This window comes from Nocardia salmonicida NBRC 13393, assembly GCF_001613085.1.
GTDB lineage: Bacteria > Actinomycetota > Actinomycetes > Mycobacteriales > Mycobacteriaceae > Nocardia > Nocardia salmonicida.
Map to the genome: position 1 here is coordinate 16,169 of NZ_BDBR01000030.1, position 17,043 is coordinate 33,211.

Genomic DNA, 17,043 nt, shown 5'->3' on the forward strand with positions numbered 1-17,043 from the left:
ATAAGCGCATGTCACTGTCATTGCAGTCTATTGCCGAGCGATCGTTCGGCAACCGAGCCGAGGAGCGGACCCGTGCCGATCGACCTGTCCCATCCGTCCGAGGTGCAGAGCCTGGCCGAGCGCACCCGCGCCTTCATCCGCGACCATGTGCTCTCGGTCGAAGACGCGCACGACGGCGACATCGCCGCGGCAGGCGGCGAGAAGCTGCGCATCGAACTCCAGCAGGCCGCCCGCGACGCGGGTGTCTTCGCCCCGCACGCGCCGATCGAATACGGCGGCCACGGTCTCGACATGTCGAGTCGTGCTCCGGTGTTCGAGGAGGCGGGCTACTCGCTGTTCGGCCCGACGGCCCTCAATATCGCCGCCCCCGACGAGGGCAACGTCCACATGCTCGCCCACATCGCCGACCCGGAGCAGAAACAGCAGTTCCTCGCCCCGCTCGCTCGCGGTGACGTACGCTCGGCCTTCGCCATGACCGAACCGGCCCCCGGCGCGGGCTCTGACCCGTCCGCGCTGAGCACCCGCGCGGTCCGCGCCGACGGCGGCTGGCGCATCACCGGCCACAAATGGTTCATCACCGGCGCCGACGGCGCGGGATTCTTCATCATCATGGCCCGCACCTCGGGCGAGCCGGGCCAGCGCGGCGGCGCCACCATGTTCCTCGCCCCCGCCGACAGTCCTGGCATCCGCGTCGGCCGGCACCTCGACACCCTCGACAAGTCGATGATCGGTGGACATTGCGAGGTCTTCTTCGACGACCTGCTCGTTCCGGAATCGGCGGTACTCGGCGAGGTCGACCGCGGCTTCGAATACGCCCAGGTGCGTCTCGGCCCCGCCCGCATGACCCACGTGATGCGCTGGCTCGGCGCCGCCCGCCGCGGCCATGACGTCGCGGTCGCGCACGTGGCCCAGCGTGAGGGCTTCGGCTCCCGGCTCGGCGACCTCGGCATGGTCCAGAAGATGATCGCCGACAACGAGATCGATATCGCCGCCACGCGCGCGCTGCTGACTCGCGCCTGCTGGGAACTCGACCGTGGTGAACCCGCCGCGAACGCGACCTCCATCGCTAAAACCTATGCCGCCGAGGCGATCTTCCGCATCGTCGATCGCAGTATGCAGATGTGTGGCGGTCTCGGTGTCTCCGCCGACCTTCCGCTCGCGCGGCTCTCGCGCGAAGTGCGTCCGTTCCGTATCTACGACGGCCCGTCCGAGGTGCACCGCTGGGCCATCGCCAAACGCGCGGTGAGCGCGGCCAAGCGCGCGAAGCGAGAATCCGAATGACACTGCCGGGCATGGACATCGCCGCGCTGGAGCAGTTCCTGCGCGGGCAGGGCGTCGAGGTGCGCGGCGAGCTGCGCGTCGAACTGATCAGTGGCGGCCGGTCCAATCTGACGTTCGCCGCCGCCGATGACGTCTCGCGCTGGGTGGTGCGCCGCCCGCCGGTCGCCGGACTCACCCCGTCCGCGCACGACATGGCCCGCGAATACACCGTCACCAGCGCGCTGCAGAAATCCGCGGTGCCCGTGGCGAAGACGACCGCCTTCGACGCGACCGGATCCGCGCTCGGTGCGCCGATGACCGTCGTCGAGTTCGTGGACGGGACGGTGTTCCGCGACCAGGACGAGCTGGCGACGCTCACCGACGAGCAGGTGAATTCCAGTGCGCGCGAACTGGTCCGCGTCCTGGCCGAGCTGCACGCGGTCGACCCGGCAGCGGTCGGGCTCGAATCATTCGGTCGGCCGAACGGTTTCGTCACCCGGCAGGTCAAGCTCTGGGCATCCCAGTGGGAGCGCGTCAAAACCCGAGAGCTCCCCGACGTGGCAACCCTGCACGCGGCGCTGTCCGCCGCGATCCCGCGGGAGTCGGCGTCCTCGATCGTGCACGGGGATTTCCGGATCGACAACACGATCCTCGACAGCGCGGACCCGAATATCGTGCGTGCCGTGGTCGATTGGGAGCTCTCCACCCTGGGCGACCCGCTCACCGACGTTGCCCTGATGTGCGTGTACCGGGCTCCGATTTTCGACCTGATCCTCGGCACCCGCGCCGCGTGGACCAGCTCTCGCCTGCCGTCTCCCGACGATCTCGCCCAGACCTACGCCGCCGCGTCCGGGCGCGAGCTGGACAACTGGGGCTTCTATCTCGCCCTGGCCAACTTCAAACTCGGCATCATCGGCGAGGGCATCACCCACCGCGCCCACCAGGGCTCCGATACCGGTTCTGCCGCCGACCGGGCCGCCGATGCCACGCCGGAATTCATGGCCGCCGGTTTGCGCGCGCTGAAGGGGTCCGCGCAGTAATCAGCGGAGCGCTGTGGGTCAACCCCTCACTGCCGTCAGGAATCCTGGTCGCCGATGATCTCCGTCGGCAGGAACGTCGCGCCGAGCTGCATCGCGATCGCACTGCTGTGTTCGACGATGCGCTCGGCGTCCACGTCGAGCACGCCCGTGCGCCAGGCCGACACCAGTTCCATGAAACCGCCGATACCGGCCAGCGTGCTCATGCGCATGGCGGTTTCGTCGATATCGGGGCGTAGATAGGGCCAGGCGATAGCGATCAGCCCATCGGTCGCATCGGTGAGCATGGCTTTGCGTCGCTGTTCGAGCACAGCACTGCCCGCGTGATCGGCCAGCAGGATCCTGGCCCGCCCGCGTAGATCGGTCTGTAGCGCGACGGCGCGGGCGATGGTCGCGCGGGTGATCTCGAGTGGTGTCCGGTCGGCCTGTTCGACCACGACGTTCACCAGCTCGGCGAACACCTCGGTGCGCACCTCGTCCCAGACCGCAGCGAGCAGTTCGTCGCGATCGGCGAAGTGCTCGTAGAAGTAGCGGTCGTTGAGCGAGGCCCGTTGACAGACCCCGCGCATGGTGACCGCGGCCCATCCGTTGTCGAGCCAGATATCGAGGGCGGCCTCGACCAGGCCGACCCGTCGCTGCGCCCTGCGCTCCTCGGCGGTCCGCCCGCCCCACGTCCGTGCCGGTGCGCGCACATCCATGGTTGACAAAGTACACCTCCGCGCGCCTAATTGGTGTCAGGTGCGGCCATTGGTGGCAGATGCCACCAATTAGAGTCTCGCCGGTAGAACCGGGAGTTGCCATGCGATTGTTCCCCTTCGGCGGTCACCGCCGGACCACGAACGCCGATGCGGTGGTGACCGGCGCGGGCAGTGGGATCGGACGCGCGTTCGCCGTCGAATTGGGTCGCCGTGGCGGTCGCGTCCTGTGCTCCGACATCGATCGAGACCGCGCGAACGAGACCGCCGAACTCGTCGAAGCGGCGGGCGGCAAGGCGATCGGAACCCGCTGCGATGTCACCGTGATCGATGAGGTGACGCAATTGGCCGCCACCGCGCAGGACTGGTTCGGCGGCCCGCCCACCGTGGTGGTCAACAACGCGGGCATCGGCGCGGGCGGGCCGGTGGTCGGCGAGTTCGCCCTCGACGATTGGCAGCGCACGCTCGGCGTCAATCTCTGGGGCGTCATCCACGGTTGTCACGTCTTCGCGCCGATCCTGCGCGCGGCCGGGCGCGGATCGCTGGTGAACGTCGCCTCGGCGGCCGCGTTCGGCGCGGCACCGAGGATGGCCGCCTACAACGTCAGCAAGGCCGGCGTGCTCGCGCTGTCGGAGACTATGTCGGCCGAGCTGTCAGGCACCGGTGTCGGCGTCACGGTGCTGTGCCCGACCGGCGTGAAAACCAATATCATGCAGGCGGATTCACCCATGGACGACACCGCCGAACGGCTGGGCGGACTGCTCCTGCGCTGGACCGGACGCGCACCGGCGGCCATCGTCCGCACCACCCTCGACGCGGTCGACCACGGCGACCTCTATGTGGTGCCGCAGCTCGAGGCCAAGATGCTCTGGCAGGCCAAACGATGGCTGCCCACCACCTACACCCGTTCGGCAGGCCTGCTGGAGCGGGTCGTGCGCTGATCCACCCCACCGAAGGAGATCGAACAATGACGTTCGCCTATCCCGAGATGCTCGCCACCATTCGCGCCAAGCAGTGGGCGCTGGCCGATATCGATTGGGACGCACCGGGTGCCGACACCATCACCGACGAACAGCGCCCACGGCTTGCCACCTTCATGGCCGATCTGGTGTGGATCGAACACGTCGGCGCCCGGGGCTTCGCCGCGCTGACCCACCAGGCGCCGCCCGGCCCGCTGCGCGAGATCTACCGGTACTTCCACGCCGAGGAACAGAAGCACGCCAACGCCGAACTCGCGCTGATGCGCCGCTGGGGAATGCTCCCCGACGGTGACGCGATGCCGTTGCCCAACAAGAACATTCGCCTGGTCATCAGCTGGCTCGACCGCTATGCCGACCAGCTGACCCTGCCCGTGCTCGGCACCGTGATCCCCTCGCTGGAGACCGCGCTCGACGGCGCGCTGGTGAAATTCCTGCTCGACGAGGTCGAGGACCCGGTGTGCCACGAGGTGTTCCGGCACATCAACAGCGACGAGTCCCGGCACCTGGCAGTCGGATTCCAGGTTCTCGAACAGCTCGGCGCGGGCCCGCTGCGCCGGATCGCCATCGAGACGGCCGGTTTCGCGGTGCGCCCGTCGTTCGTGCTCGGCGCGTTGCTGTACGCGCCACTGCTGTCGCGGATGTCGACCAACATCATCGCGCTCGGCCTCGACGAGGAGAAGCTGTGGCAGGCAGTGCGCCGCTACGAGAACGTGGGGGAGCGCAGCCCGGCCATCCGCCGGGTCCCGCTCTACCACGTGGTGAAGATGCACGGAAAAGCCACCATTCACCGTCGCCAGCCGTTCCAGCTGCTGGCCGATGTGTCCAACGCCTGCATCGACCGCTTCCCGATTCGTGTCCTCGGCCGTCGGCCGTCCTGGTCGGACGAGCTCACCTACGAACCGGTGGCGAAATGACGACGCCGCGTTACGCCGATACCTTCACCGGTCCGCAGGTTCACCGCACGGCCTTCGCGCCCCGGCACGAATTCACCGGTCAGCGCGTCGCGATCATCGGCAGCGGGGCGGCGGCCGCGCGACTGCTGCCCGGCATCGCCGCCGAGGCCGCGCGGGTGACGGTGTTCCAGACCGAGGCGGTGTGGGTCCTCCCGCGCCTACCGCTGCCCGCGGCGACGACGCTGCGCGGCGCACCGCAAGGACTGCTTCGGCTCGCCGCTCGCGTCAATCTCCGGGTCCAGGTGCGCGATTCGTGGCTGCGCCACCGCCTGACCCCGGACGACACCGCGGGCGTCGCGGTGCACAACAGCTACTACCGTGCCCTGCGGCAACCGCACTGCACCCTGGTGACCTGGCCGATCGCACGACTGGTGCCGCTGGGCGTGCGTACCGTCGACGGCATAGAGCACCGGGTGGACGCCATTGTCTACGCCGACGACGCGGGCCATGTAGTGCGCACGGTCGCACGGCCCGGCCGCCTGCATCCGTCGGCGGAACTGATGAAGGAGATCGCATGACCACCACCGGAATCGAGCACGAGATCGTCATCGTGGGAGCCGGGTTCTCCGGGATCGGCGTGGCGATCGAGTTGCGCAAGGCCGGGTTCGACGACTTCGTGATCATCGACGAGGCCGACGGTGTCGGTGGCACCTGGCACTGGAACACCTATCCCGGTGTCGCCGTGGATATTCCGTCGTTCAGCTACCAGTTCTCCTTCGAGCAGCGCACCGACTGGTCGCGGGTCTACGCGCCCGGCCGCGAGCTCAAGGCCTACGCGGAGTCGTGCGTGGACAAATACGAGCTGCGCTCGCGCATTCGCTTCGGCACCACCGTGACCGGCGCGGACTTCGACGAGGACGCCGACCGGTGGGTCTTGCACACCGCCGACGGCAGCGATTTGACCGCGCGTTTCGTGATCAGCGCGACCGGCGTGCTCACCAGACCCAAACTCCCTGATATCCCCGGCATCGAGTCTTTCGCGGGGACCGTCATGCACACCTCACGCTGGGATCACCGCCAGGACCTGCGGGGAAAGCGTGTGGCGATCATCGGCACCGGCGCCTCCGCGGTCCAGGTGATCCCGGAGATCGCCTCGCAGGTCGAGCACCTGACGGTGTTCCAGCGCACGCCGATCTGGTGCCTGCCCCGCCCCGACCTGCCGTTGCCCCTCGCCGCCCGGCTGGCGCTGAAGGTCCCCGGCGGACGAACGCTGACCCGACTGGTGAGCCAGACCTACGTCGAGTTCACCTTCCCGCTGGCCGCCCACTATCACAACTCGCTGCCCACCGCCGCGATCGGCGAACGTGCGGGCCTTGCCCATCTGCGGCGCCAGGTGAAGGACCCCGCCGTGCGGGCCGCGCTGACCCCGAAATACGCCCTCGGGTGCAAACGGCCCAGCTTCTCCAACGACTATCTGTCGACGTTCAATCGTTCGAACGTGACGCTGGAAACCGACCCGATCAGCGAGATCACCGCCACCGGCGTCCGCACCGCCGAAGGCGCCGAACACCCCGCCGACGTGCTGATCCTCGCCACCGGCTTCAAGGTCATGGAATCGGGCAATATGCCGACCTATGACCTGCGCGGCGTCGACGGCCGCGATCTGGAGACCTGGTGGGACAAGAACCGGCTGCAAGCCTACGAGGGCGTCAGCGTCCCCGGCTTCCCGAACTTCTTCTCCATCATCGGCCCCTACGGCTACAACGGCGCGTCCTACTTCACCCTGATCGAGAACCAGACCCGCCACATCCTGCGCTGCCTGCGCCACGCCCAAACGCACGACGCGGACCGCATCGAGGTCAGCGAGGAAGCCAACGATCGCTTCTTCCGTGAGATGCTCGCCCGCCGCGGCGGCCAGGTGTTCTGGGACGAAAGCTGCGCCACCGCCAACAGCTACTACTTCGACAAACACGGTGACGTGCCCCTGCGCCCCAGCTCCACCGTCGAAGCTGCTTGGCGCAGTACGCATTTCCCACTCACCGACTATGTCTTCACGTAGCCGTGTGCTTCGGGGCTACTCGGTGTCGGTACCCGAGGCCACCGCTTCGGTGACGCGAGCCGCCAGTGCGCGCAGATGATCGATGAGTTCCGGTGGTTCGTGGACCCGGAAGCCGAAGCCGAAAAGGCCGACGTAGACGGCGATCTCGTCGAGCGAGTTCGACCCTGTGTGCAGCAGGCAGGAGCCGGCGTCGATGGCTTCGATGACACCGACTGTCGCCGGGATCCGGTCGGCGGCTTCGACAGCCGACACCAGCAGGGTGATGCGAGCCTGGTACCGATAGGGGGCAGTGCTCACGCTGCGTGAGACGAATCCGGCGAGATCGATGTCGGGCGCTGGACGTGGGTCGTAGCGCGGTCCGGTCGGGATGCGGGGTTGTAATCGGTCGACACGGTAGGTGCGCCAGTCGGCGCGGTCGACGTCCCAGCCGACCAGATACCAGCGTCGTCCGGTGTGGACGAGCCGATGTGGTTCGGCGGTGCGGCGGGTGGTGCCGCCGTCATGGGTGCGGTAGTCGAATCGGAGTAGGTGTCGATCGCGAATCGCACCGGCGATGGCGGTGAGAGTCTCGGGGTCGACCGGTGTGGTGCCGCTGGGCACGGTCACCGTCGCGGCCTGCAACGCGGCGATGCGATGGCGCAGCCGCGACGGGAGCACCTGTTCGAGTTTGGCGAGCGCCCGCAGCGACGACTCTTCGATGCCTGCGACGGTGCCTGCGACGGCCGTCCCCAGTCCCACCGCGATCGCGATCGCCTCCTCGTCGTCCAGCAGCAGGGGAGGCAGCGCGGCCCCGGCCCGCAGCCGGTACCCGGCCGAGCCCGCGACGGCGTGTACGGGGTAGCCCAGCGTGCGCAGCTTGTCGACGTCGCGACGCACTGTCCGGATATCGACATTGAGGCGTTCGGCGAGGTCACGACCGGTCCAATCGCGGGGGGTCTGCAGCAGGGAGAGCAATCGGAGCAGTCGCGCTGAGGATTCGAGCATGAATTCATTCTTCCGGAAAGCTAGGGCCGAAGCTGTCCTAGGTGCTGCTTAGCGTAGTTCTCATGAGTACCGAGATCACCCCCTTCCGAATCGACATCCCCCAGGCGAACCTCGACGATTTGCACCGCCGACTGGACGACACCCGCTGGCCCGACGGGGTTACCGGCGTCGGCTGGTCACAGGGCATCCCGCTCGACTACACCAGGGAACTGGCCGGCCACTGGCGCAACACCTACGACTGGCGAGCGCAGGAGGCCCGGCTCAACTCCTTTCCACAGTTCCGCACCGAAATCGACGGACACGACGTGCATTTCGTCCACGTGCGATCGGCGGAACCCGAGGCATTGCCGTTGGTGCTCACCCATGGCTGGCCCGGCTCGATCGTGGAGTTCCTCGATGTGATCGGACCGCTGACCGATCCGGTGGCGCACGGCGGCAGCGCCGACGACGCTTTTCATGTCGTGGTGCCGACCATCCCCGGTTACGGGTTCTCCGGCCCCGCGGTCGGCTGGTCGACCACCCGAGCCGCGCACGCCTGGGCTCAGTTGATGGCCCGGCTCGGCTACGACCGCTACGTCGCGCACGGCGAAGACACCGGTGCGGCCATCTCCCGCGAGCTGGCGGTGATCGACGCCGAACATCTGCTGGCACTCCACGTGACGATGATCGCCTCGGCCACGGTCACTCCCGAGACCGCCGACCTCGACGACCCCGCCGAGAAGCGCGCGCTGGAGCTTGCCCAACGCGCCGACTACGAACTCGGCGCGTACGCGTTGCTGCAAGCCAGTCGCCCGCAAACTCTGTCCTACGCACTCGCCGACTCACCGGTGGGCCAAATGGCGTGGATCGTCGAACGATTCAAGGACTGGACGGATTCCACCGACGCGCCGGAGGACGCCGTCGACCGCGACGCGATGCTCACGAACGTGATGATCTACTGGCTCAACGGCACCGCGGGCTCGTCGGCGCGCTACTACTACGAGGGCGCCGCGACCTGGGGCCGACCCGAACCTGCCACCGATGTTCCGGTCGCCGTGGCCGTCATGCCTTTCGACCTGGGTGTCCCCGTGCGCCGCATGGCCGAACGCAATCACAACATCGTGCGCTGGACCGAGTTCGAACGCGGCGGCCACTTCGCCGCCATGGAAGAACCCGACCTGATCATCGACGACCTGCGCGCCGCCTTCGGTGACTACCGCTAGTCATGCTCGCGGTGTGACGACAACGCCGATTCGATGTCGGCGAGGTAGGTCCGAACCGGGCCCACGCTGAGAAGTCCGCTCTGCGCGGTGGTTTCGGCCGCAGCGGGGGCCAGCTGAGTCCGGGCTCGGCGCATGACCTCGACGTCGTCGACGGTGACGGCCGCATGTGCCACGATCGCCCATAGGGCTTCGAACAACAGGTCACGCGGCGGTGAGGTGATGTCGTGCAAGGCATTTCGCGCGTCGTCGAGCTGTCCTCGGGCGACGAGCAGGGTCGGCTCGACCCAGGATCTGTAGGGTCCCCAGTCGGTATCGGGGGCGATCGCCGCGATCCGCGCGGTCTGCTGGTGTCGCAGATACAGGCTCAGCTCGGCCAGCGGCAACAGGCCGTGCTCGAGCCCTGGCATACCGGCACCGGCGAGGGTGGTAGCGGCTGCCGTATACGCCGCCGCTCCGGTCTCGAGATCTGTTGTCGCACTGGTGCGTAGGGCTCGGAACCAGGTGGTGAACACCTCGACCAGCGGCAGTTCGTAGCGCTGCGCGAGTGCGTCGGCGGCATCGGCGTGGCGGTCGGCGCCGGTGTGATCGGCCAGGGCGCAGCGCGTTTGCACGAGGATCAAGTGGCCGAGTACCTCGTAGGTGGCGAGCTTGTTCTTCGCCGCTACCGCGACGATCTCGGCGCCGACGGCTTCGCGCCGCTGCGCGAGTCCGGCCCGCTGGAAGCTCTGCATGAACACTCCGTTGAGCGCGAATGTCAGGAGTGCGGGGTCGTGCAGTCGGCGCGCGATGTCCTCGGCCTGGCGGGCGGCCCGCAACGGGCGCAGACCGGCTTCCGTCGGATCGTTCACCGGCAGGCCACCGCGCGATTCGACGGCGATAGTCGCGAGCAGCCTGGTCCGGTCGGCGTCGTCGTCGGCGGGCAGTTGTAGCAGGGTCTTCTCGGCGATGTCGACGAGTCGTCGGTCCTGCGCCGGGTCGTCCGAGCGGGTCCAGATCGCGGGCACGTCGTAGATGCCGATCACCCGTGCGGTCAATTCGGGGTCGCCGAGTTCGTCGGCCGCGAGGACTGCGGAAATCCGGTGTGCACGTGCCGCTGCCAACCCGCCGCCGCCCGTCACCGCGAGGTCGCGCATCAGTCCGGCGGTCGATTCCAGGCGCGTCCTCGTGCGTGGCGGGACGGCGCTGTCGTAGGCGGCGCGCGCCTGTTCCCAGACCTGCGCGGTGGGGTCGGTCGCGACCGGGTCGAGGTGCGCAGCCTGGCGCCGCAGGTCGTGTTCGAGGCGGCGCAATGCCGGCCCCGGGTCGATGCCCAGATCCTCGGCCAGCAGCCGCCGGGCCCTGGTGAGGACGGCGAGCGCGTCGGCTTGACGGCCCGAGCGATACAGGGCGGTGGCCAGCAGCCCCCACGCGTCTTCGCGCCACGGATGCTCGGTGACGTGCGCGTCGAGGTCGGGAACCGCTGCCGCGGCGGCACCGAGCGCCACTTGGGCTTCGGCACGGCGTTCGACCGCCAACAGTCGCTGCTCGGTGAGCCGCGATCGTTCGGCCTGTGCCCACCCCGCATCGGCGAAGTCGGTGTAGGCAGGTCCGCGCCACCAGCCCAGTGCCTCGGTGAGTACCGAGAAGGCTTGTCCCGCAGGCAGAGTCGATGCCATCCGGACCGCATCGTCGAACCGCCAGGCGTCGACGGCATCGGGTTCGGCCCGCAGCGCGTAACCGAGCCCTTCGGTGACCAGCAGGCGCGCCGGTGCGCGAGGCGGGCGGTCGGGCTCGAGCGCGCGCCGCAGTCCGGCCACGAAGGTGCGCACCGCGCCCACCGCGTCCGCGGGCGGCTCGTCCCACAGATCGTCGACCAGTCGACTGACCGGAACCACGCGCCGGTCGGCGAGGATCAGCCGCGCGAGCACCTCGCGATAGCGCGGTCCGCGCAGCGCGACCGGTCTGCCCAGGTCGTCATGCGCGGTGACGGGACCGAGCACCTGAAACCGCATCAGGCCAATGTAGTGCGCGTTCATCGGGTGCTCATCGCGACACCGCACGCTCGAACTCGATCCGCTCAGACCTCCGCGGACCAGCCTTCGAACGAAAGAGTCAACGCGATGACCCGCACCATTCCCGTATTCGACTACCACCGCGTCCCTGTCGCCGACGAGGTCGCGCTCAATGTCGCCGTCGCCGGTTCGGGTGCTCCGATCGTGCTGCTGCACGGCTTCCCGCAGACCCACCTGATGTGGCGTCACGTCGCCGCCGACCTGGCCGCCGACCACACGGTGATAGTGCCGGACCTACGCGGCTACGGAGACAGCGACAAACCCGCCGACACCGCACCCGATACCTACTCCAAGCGGCGCATGGCAGCCGACATCGTCTCCGTAGCAGCGGCTTTCGGTCATGAACGCTTCGCGCTCGCCGGGCACGACCGTGGAGCACTGGTCGCCTTCCGCGCAGGACTCGACCACGCCGCGACGATCACCCACCTCGCCTGCCTGGACGTGCTACCCACCCTCGACATGTGGGAAGTGCTGCACGGTGTCGACGCCGCCGTCGGGTTCCACCTGTACCTGATGGCCCAGCCGCCGGGTCTGCCCGAACAGATGATCGCGGCCGGCGCCGACGCGTTCTTCGCCTACTTCCTCGACCTGTGGACCAAGGATCCCGCCGCGATCCCCGCACCCGTGCGCGCCGCGTATCTGGAGGCCAGTCGCGAAGCCGTCCCTTCGATCGTGGCCGATTATCGCGCCTCGGCGACCATCGATGTCGACCACGATCGTGCCGACCGCGCGGCAGGCGCGCGGCTGTCCATGCCCGTGACGGTCCTGCAGCAGGACTGGGGCGCGGCGCTCGGATTCGAAGCGGCGGCGCTGTGGTCGAGTTGGGCACCCGATCTCGACCACCGCACCGTCGACGTGGGTCACTTCATGGCCGAAGAGGACCCCGAAACTGTGGCCGCGGCCCTTCGTGAGCTGGTCCTGCGCTGAGCCAGGCGTGCGTAGGCTCAGTACGAGACGGTGAAGCGCTGTCCGGCGAAGGAGCCGTCCTGTAGTGCGTCGACGATGGCGCTGGCGTAATCGCCGACGCTGATGCGACTTTCACCGTCGGCATCCGTGATCGGGGTATCGCGAGCCTCGGCCCGGTAGGAGCCGGTCGCCTCGCCGGGGACCAGGTGCACGGGCGGCGGGCTGACGTAGGACCACCGGACCGGCGAGTCGGACGCCCGCAAGATCTCGAGCGCTTCGGTCTGGTCGCGAGCCGTTTCCAGGTACTGGGCCGGGAAATTCGGCGCATCGACGAAGCGCTGTCCCGGTGCGTACTCCAGGCTGCCGCCCCCACCGAGGAACACCAGGCGATCGACCCCGGCGAGAGGAAGGGCTTCGAGCAGGGTCGCGGCGCCGCGCGGCACCAGTCGGTCTTCGCCCTTGATGGCCGCGACGACGGCGTCGTGACCCGCGACGGCATTCTTGACCGAGGCCGCGTCGGTGACATCCATCGTGTCCCGGCCGAGCGCGGTGACCTGCCAGCCGCGCGCGACGGCCTCCCTGGCCACCGCACCGCCGAGGTTGCCGCCGGCACCGATGACCGCGATCTTCATGGGCCCGCGGTGATACAGGCGATCGACGAAATCATCGATGAGCGGCGCGATGTCGGGCAGATTCTCTTCGAGCGCGAAATGTCCGGTGTCGAATAGGTGGACCGCGGCGTCGGGGAGGTCACGGAGGTAGGCGGTAGCGCCCGACTCTGGGAAGAAGGCGTCGTTGCGACCCCACAGCACCAGCGTCGGCGGTCGGTGCTCGCGCAACCACTGCTGCCACACCGGGTAGAGCGCCACATTGGTGTGGTAGTCGAGGGCCAGCTGCACCTGTGCGTCCTTGCGGCCAGGGAGGTCGAGGAAATGCTGATCCAGGGTCCAGCCGTCGGGCGCGATGAGCTCCGGATCGGTGGTGCCGCCCTCGTATTGGCCGCGGGTGACGGGCAGTTCGAGGATCTGTCGAACGTTGTCCTCGGCGCCCGGTAGGCCGGGCTTGTTCGCGGTCATCGCGCGCGCCATCTCGGACAGGCCCTCGTCGTAGGCGTTGGAGTTCTGGACGATCAGCCCGGCGATCTGTGCCGGACGGCGGGTGGCGAGCCGCAACCCGACCGGACCGCCGAAGTCGAAGGCGTACAACACGAATCGTCGCAGTCCGACCGCGTCGACGAACCCTTCGACGATATCGGCGAGACGCTCGAAGGAGTAGACGAAATCGTCGGGGACTTCGGTATGCCCGAAGCCGGGGTAGTCCGGGGCGATCATCCGGTATCGCCCACCCAGTGCGTCCATGAGCCGACGGAACTGGTGCGATGCCGAGGGGAAGCCGTGCAGGAGAAGCAGTGCCGGCGCGTCGGTCGGCCCGGTTTCCCGGTAAAAGACCCGGACGCCGTCGATCTCGACGACCCGATGCCTGATGTGCGGAACGGTCACTACCGCCATGTCGAAACCGACCTCTCTGAATTCTTTGTAGACGGATCTATGATCAACCGTTCGCCGGGCGTGATCACGCTGTTCGAACGGACCAGTCGCAAGGTCGTCCTGACGCCGGTCGGATGTCAGCTGCGCGACGAGCTTCGGCCGGCCTACGAACAGGTTCAGCGCAGCGTACGCAATGCCACACTGGCCGGACGCGGCATCCACGGCACCCTGCGGGTCGGCTATTTCGGGTCGGCCGGTGGACGGTACCTGCTCGAGGTGGGCGAGATCTTCCAGAACCCGCCACAGCTTCCCGCCTACTACGACGAATTCCACCACCCCAAGCAGACCCCGTCCGGCCGCCCCATCGAACCCGGCCCGACCGCCGCCACCTTCCAGGAGATCCTCGCCCTCGTCGACGCAGGCAAAGGCGTCTACCTCACCACCGAACAAGCCCCCCAGTTCTACGTCCGCCCCGACGTCACCTTCATCCCCGTCACCGACGCCCCACCCCTTCAATTCGGCCTCGGCTGGCTCAACACCGGACGCACCGCACGAGTACAGGCCTTTGTCCAGACCGCGTGCGACACCGCCCGAGTCCGACCGTAGGCGGGCATGGCGGCACGGTTTCGTGCCATCTCGGTTACCGGGGTAGGAGCTGAAGGATGCCCCGGGAGGCCCGGCGGAACGGTTCGCCTGACTGTGCGCCACGAGCGAGAACGTAGGCGCCTTGTCGAACAGCGAGGATGGTGGCGGCGAGGTCGTCGATATCCAGGCTCGCCTCGAGTTCCCCGTTGCGGACGCCCTCGGCGAGGACCTGTCGGATCTGATCCTGGATCCAGTCGAACATCGTGGCGATCGGCTCTCGGAGCGAATCGTCGGCCACCACTGCCGCGTCCTGGGCCAGCCGCCCGAGTCTGCAACCGCGCAGGACGTTTTCGTCGAGGGTCAAGAACGCGGCGACCTTCTCGCGGGTTGTCGATCCGCTGTCGAGTCGGGCAGTGATCTGTTCCCTCAGCTCTTCGCCCATCCGAAGCTCGGCGGCAACGGCGAGTCCCGCTTTGCCCCGGAAATGGTGGTACATGCTGCCTTGGCCCGCATCGGCGAGTTCTTGCACCGCGCGTGGGCTCGTTCCTGAGTAACCGCGCTCCCACAGCAGAGTTTGCATGCTTTCGATCAAGCGGTCGGCCGTCGTCATACGGCAACTGTACCTACTGGTATGTACAGTATCGCTCTGTACTCATAGGTACAGGATCGGCGAAGGGGTGGGTCATGGGGTCATCGAGCTCGGAGTGGGCACGCAGGTCGGTCGGCGTATCCGAACAACCGGACAGCAGTCGAAGGCGGACGCCGAATGAGAGCGCGGCTCTGACGGCAATCTGCTTGGGATTCTTCATGATTCTGGTGGACGGCAGCGCGCTGAACATCGCGTTGCCCTCGATTCGAACCGAGGCGGGCGGGTCGATGGCGGCTATGCAGTGGTTGGCGAACGTCTACACGATCGCGCTGGCGGCGTTGCTGCTCAGCGCGGGAACGCTGGCCGATCGTCTCGGTGCCCGACGGGTGTTCGTCTGGGCGCTCGGCGGATTCACTGTCGCCTCGCTGGTCTGTGCCGTGAGCACCAGCCTGCCGATGTTGCTCGTCGCCCGATCTGTTCAGGGGATCTTCGCGGCAGGAGTACTGCCCACCACGCTCGCGATTATCGTCCGGACGTACCCGGATGCGACGAGGCGGGCGCGCGCGATCACGGTGTGGGGCGCGACCGGCGGTATAGCGTTGGTCGCCGGGCCCATCGGGGGTGGGTTGCTCACCGAGTCGCTGGGTTGGCGGGCCATCTTCTTCATCAATGTGCCGATCGGTGTGTCGGCGCTGTGGCTGACGTGGCGCCACATCGCCGAAACCACGCGCCGCGGCGACGAATCCCTCGACTGGGCAGGTCAACTGCTGGCCATCGCGGGGTTGGGTGCGCTCATCGGCGGATTGATCGAAGGTGGCGACCGTGGTTGGTCTTCGCCGTTGACGCTGCTGCTGCTCGTCGCATCCGTGCTCTTCCTGCTGGTATTCGCCTGGGTGGAATCACGAGTGCCGTCTCCGGTCCTGCCGTTGGCGATCTTCCGGAACAAGTCGTTCGCAGCTTCGATAGCGAACGGATTCGCTTTCCAATTCGGTGCCTACGGACTGCAATTCATGCTTGCCGTCTTCTTGCAGAGCCAGTGGGGCTACGACGCCAGGACCACTGGCTTGTTCTTCCTACCGTTCGCGGTGCTGTGGACTTTCGCGACCCTGGTGCTCAATCGCTTGTGGTCGGGTCGCGGGATGCGGTGGCTACTGGTCACCGGGTCGCTGATTGCCGTGGCCGGTGCCGTCGTGTGTTCGGCGGTGGGAGATTCGACGAGTTGGCCCGTACTGTTGGTCGGCTCCGCAGTGGTCGGATTCGGGTGCGGATTGTTCGGGCCCAGCTGCAACGGGGCGGCGATGGCTGCCGCGGACCCACGATATGCAGGCTTGGCATCGGGAGTCCTGAACACCTCCCGTCAAATCGGAATGGCGATCGGGATCGCACTGCTGGGTGCATGCCTGGTGCTTCCGAACCCGATTCTCGGCGCACGCATCGGGATCACCCTGACAGTCGCGTGTTTCCTCGCGATCGCGCTACTGAGCTCGCACTACGTTCCGGGCCGTCCACGAACCTCGGCACGACCCGGTTCGAGCTGATCGAGCACACTCCGCGCCGGGGCATCGACTGTTTCCAGACTGGCAGGGGGCGGGGTCAGCGCTCGCTGTTGGGCTCGGTGGGTGAGGGCGTTGACGATGCGTTGCCAGGCGGGGGAGGACTCCGAGATTCGGGAGGCTACGAGTTCTGTGGATCGGATGGTGGGGCGTTCGTGGCGGATTTGCCAGGTGTCCAGGTCGTCGATGAGTTGGTCTAGGCGTGGATCGTGGGGGTTCCAGTCGACCGATTCGTCTACGGCGAGGTAGAGGCGGGTGGTTTCGGGGTCGTCGAATTCGGCGTTCTTCTCGCGGATTCGCTGGGGGAGGGCGTCGGCGTCCAACGCTTGTAGCAGGATCCAGGAGTCGCGCTCCAGCCGCACTCGTTGTTCGCTGATGCCGAGACCGCGCATCCGGTTCAGGACGGCGACCACTTCGGTGGGGAGGAAGAGGCTTTCGCCGCCTGCCAGTTCGGCGATCCGGTGGCGGTACTCGGCGAGCTGATCGATCTTGCGCTGCAATGCCGCGTCGATATCGCTGATGGCGGAAGCGAATTCGGTCGGTTGCGCGTGCAGCAGCGCGTCGATCCTGGACAGGGGGACGCCGGCGTCGGCGAGGGTTCTGATCCGGATGAGATCCACCGCCGCCTGCGCGGGATAACGGCGGTAGCCGGAGGCGTCGCGCTCTGGCTCGGGCAACAGCCCGACCTGGTGGTAATGGCGCACGGTGCGCACGGTCACGTCGGCAGTCGCCGCGAGTTGGCCGATGGTGAGCACCGCGCCG

The 17,043-nt window shown here is 67.7% G+C and carries 16 protein-coding genes; 10 read left to right on the top strand and 6 right to left on the bottom strand.

From position 1 onward, the window contains the following. The first annotated feature begins 72 nt into the window (after positions 1 to 72). Both NS1_RS25200 and NS1_RS25205 read left to right on the top strand, forming a co-directional pair. Positions 73 to 1,281, top strand: a complete 1,209-nt coding sequence (locus tag NS1_RS25200; protein ID WP_062988341.1) for an acyl-CoA dehydrogenase family protein — start codon at positions 73 to 75, stop codon at positions 1,279 to 1,281. Next, positions 1,278 to 2,300: a phosphotransferase family protein gene (locus NS1_RS25205; protein WP_062988343.1), complete on the top strand. Its 1,023-nt coding sequence runs from the start codon at positions 1,278 to 1,280 to the stop codon at positions 2,298 to 2,300. Before NS1_RS25200 ends, NS1_RS25205 begins: the two co-directional genes overlap by 4 nt. A gap of 35 nt (positions 2,301 to 2,335) precedes the next feature. On the opposite strand, the gene NS1_RS25210 is transcribed toward NS1_RS25205, so the two are convergent. Next, positions 2,336 to 2,995 (bottom strand): TetR/AcrR family transcriptional regulator, encoded by a 660-nt coding sequence (locus NS1_RS25210; RefSeq protein WP_056822959.1) that lies wholly within the window; start codon positions 2,993 to 2,995, stop codon positions 2,336 to 2,338. A gap of 101 nt (positions 2,996 to 3,096) precedes the next feature. Here NS1_RS25210 and NS1_RS25215 point away from each other — a divergent pair, with 101 nt between their 5' ends. The 4 genes from NS1_RS25215 to NS1_RS25230 are packed head-to-tail and all read left to right on the top strand — an operon-like array spanning position 3,097 to position 6,924. Beyond that, positions 3,097 to 3,933: an SDR family NAD(P)-dependent oxidoreductase gene (locus tag NS1_RS25215; RefSeq protein WP_062988345.1), complete on the top strand. Its 837-nt coding sequence runs from the start codon at positions 3,097 to 3,099 to the stop codon at positions 3,931 to 3,933. Between the two features lie 26 nt (positions 3,934 to 3,959). Then, positions 3,960 to 4,886 (top strand): hypothetical protein, encoded by a 927-nt coding sequence (locus NS1_RS25220; protein ID WP_056822964.1) that lies wholly within the window; start codon positions 3,960 to 3,962, stop codon positions 4,884 to 4,886. After that, entirely contained in the window at positions 4,883 to 5,443 is a 561-nt protein-coding gene (locus NS1_RS25225; RefSeq protein WP_062988347.1) for an NAD(P)/FAD-dependent oxidoreductase, read from the top strand. Before NS1_RS25220 ends, NS1_RS25225 begins: the two co-directional genes overlap by 4 nt. After that, positions 5,440 to 6,924, top strand: a complete 1,485-nt coding sequence (locus tag NS1_RS25230; RefSeq protein WP_062988349.1) for a flavin-containing monooxygenase — start codon at positions 5,440 to 5,442, stop codon at positions 6,922 to 6,924. The genes NS1_RS25225 and NS1_RS25230 overlap by 4 nt, the downstream gene beginning before the upstream one ends. 15 nt (positions 6,925 to 6,939) lie before the next feature. Here the strand turns inward: NS1_RS25230 and NS1_RS25235 are convergent, their stop codons facing one another. Further along, complete coding sequence (locus NS1_RS25235) at positions 6,940 to 7,908, bottom strand: helix-turn-helix transcriptional regulator (RefSeq protein WP_062988352.1); 969 nt, start codon at positions 7,906 to 7,908, stop codon at positions 6,940 to 6,942. Positions 7,909 to 7,970: 62 nt separating this feature from the next. Between NS1_RS25235 and NS1_RS25240 the strand changes: the two genes are divergently transcribed. Beyond that, positions 7,971 to 9,110 (top strand): epoxide hydrolase family protein, encoded by a 1,140-nt coding sequence (locus NS1_RS25240; RefSeq protein ID WP_157125376.1) that lies wholly within the window; start codon positions 7,971 to 7,973, stop codon positions 9,108 to 9,110. On the opposite strand, the gene NS1_RS25245 is transcribed toward NS1_RS25240, so the two are convergent. Then, a complete protein-coding gene (locus tag NS1_RS25245; RefSeq protein WP_255284681.1) occupies positions 9,107 to 11,125 on the bottom strand; it encodes an AfsR/SARP family transcriptional regulator in 2,019 nt (672 codons plus the stop codon). The two genes, NS1_RS25240 and NS1_RS25245, sit on opposite strands and share 4 nt — an antisense overlap. An 84-nt stretch (positions 11,126 to 11,209) precedes the next feature. Between NS1_RS25245 and NS1_RS25250 the strand changes: the two genes are divergently transcribed. Continuing rightward, positions 11,210 to 12,088, top strand: a complete 879-nt coding sequence (locus NS1_RS25250) for an alpha/beta fold hydrolase (RefSeq protein ID WP_062988353.1) — start codon at positions 11,210 to 11,212, stop codon at positions 12,086 to 12,088. A gap of 17 nt (positions 12,089 to 12,105) precedes the next feature. Here the strand turns inward: NS1_RS25250 and NS1_RS39275 are convergent, their stop codons facing one another. Continuing rightward, the gene (locus tag NS1_RS39275) at positions 12,106 to 13,575 is read right to left on the bottom strand and encodes an alpha/beta fold hydrolase (RefSeq protein WP_084504387.1); all 1,470 of its coding nucleotides are present in this window, start codon (positions 13,573 to 13,575) and stop codon (positions 12,106 to 12,108) included. A 39-nt stretch (positions 13,576 to 13,614) separates the two neighbouring features. Here NS1_RS39275 and NS1_RS25260 point away from each other — a divergent pair, with 39 nt between their 5' ends. Continuing rightward, positions 13,615 to 14,160: a LysR family transcriptional regulator gene (locus tag NS1_RS25260; protein ID WP_062988355.1), complete on the top strand. Its 546-nt coding sequence runs from the start codon at positions 13,615 to 13,617 to the stop codon at positions 14,158 to 14,160. Between the two features lie 34 nt (positions 14,161 to 14,194). On the opposite strand, the gene NS1_RS25265 is transcribed toward NS1_RS25260, so the two are convergent. Next, positions 14,195 to 14,749: a TetR/AcrR family transcriptional regulator gene (locus tag NS1_RS25265; RefSeq protein WP_062988357.1), complete on the bottom strand. Its 555-nt coding sequence runs from the start codon at positions 14,747 to 14,749 to the stop codon at positions 14,195 to 14,197. Between the two features lie 74 nt (positions 14,750 to 14,823). Between NS1_RS25265 and NS1_RS25270 the strand changes: the two genes are divergently transcribed. Continuing rightward, positions 14,824 to 16,266, top strand: coding sequence for an MFS transporter (locus NS1_RS25270; RefSeq protein ID WP_062988360.1), 1,443 nt, complete (start codon positions 14,824 to 14,826; stop codon positions 16,264 to 16,266). On the opposite strand, the gene NS1_RS25275 is transcribed toward NS1_RS25270, so the two are convergent. Then, a complete protein-coding gene (locus tag NS1_RS25275) occupies positions 16,218 to 17,036 on the bottom strand; it encodes a MerR family transcriptional regulator (protein WP_084504399.1) in 819 nt (272 codons plus the stop codon). The two genes, NS1_RS25270 and NS1_RS25275, sit on opposite strands and share 49 nt — an antisense overlap. Positions 17,037 to 17,043: the final 7 nt, after the last annotated feature.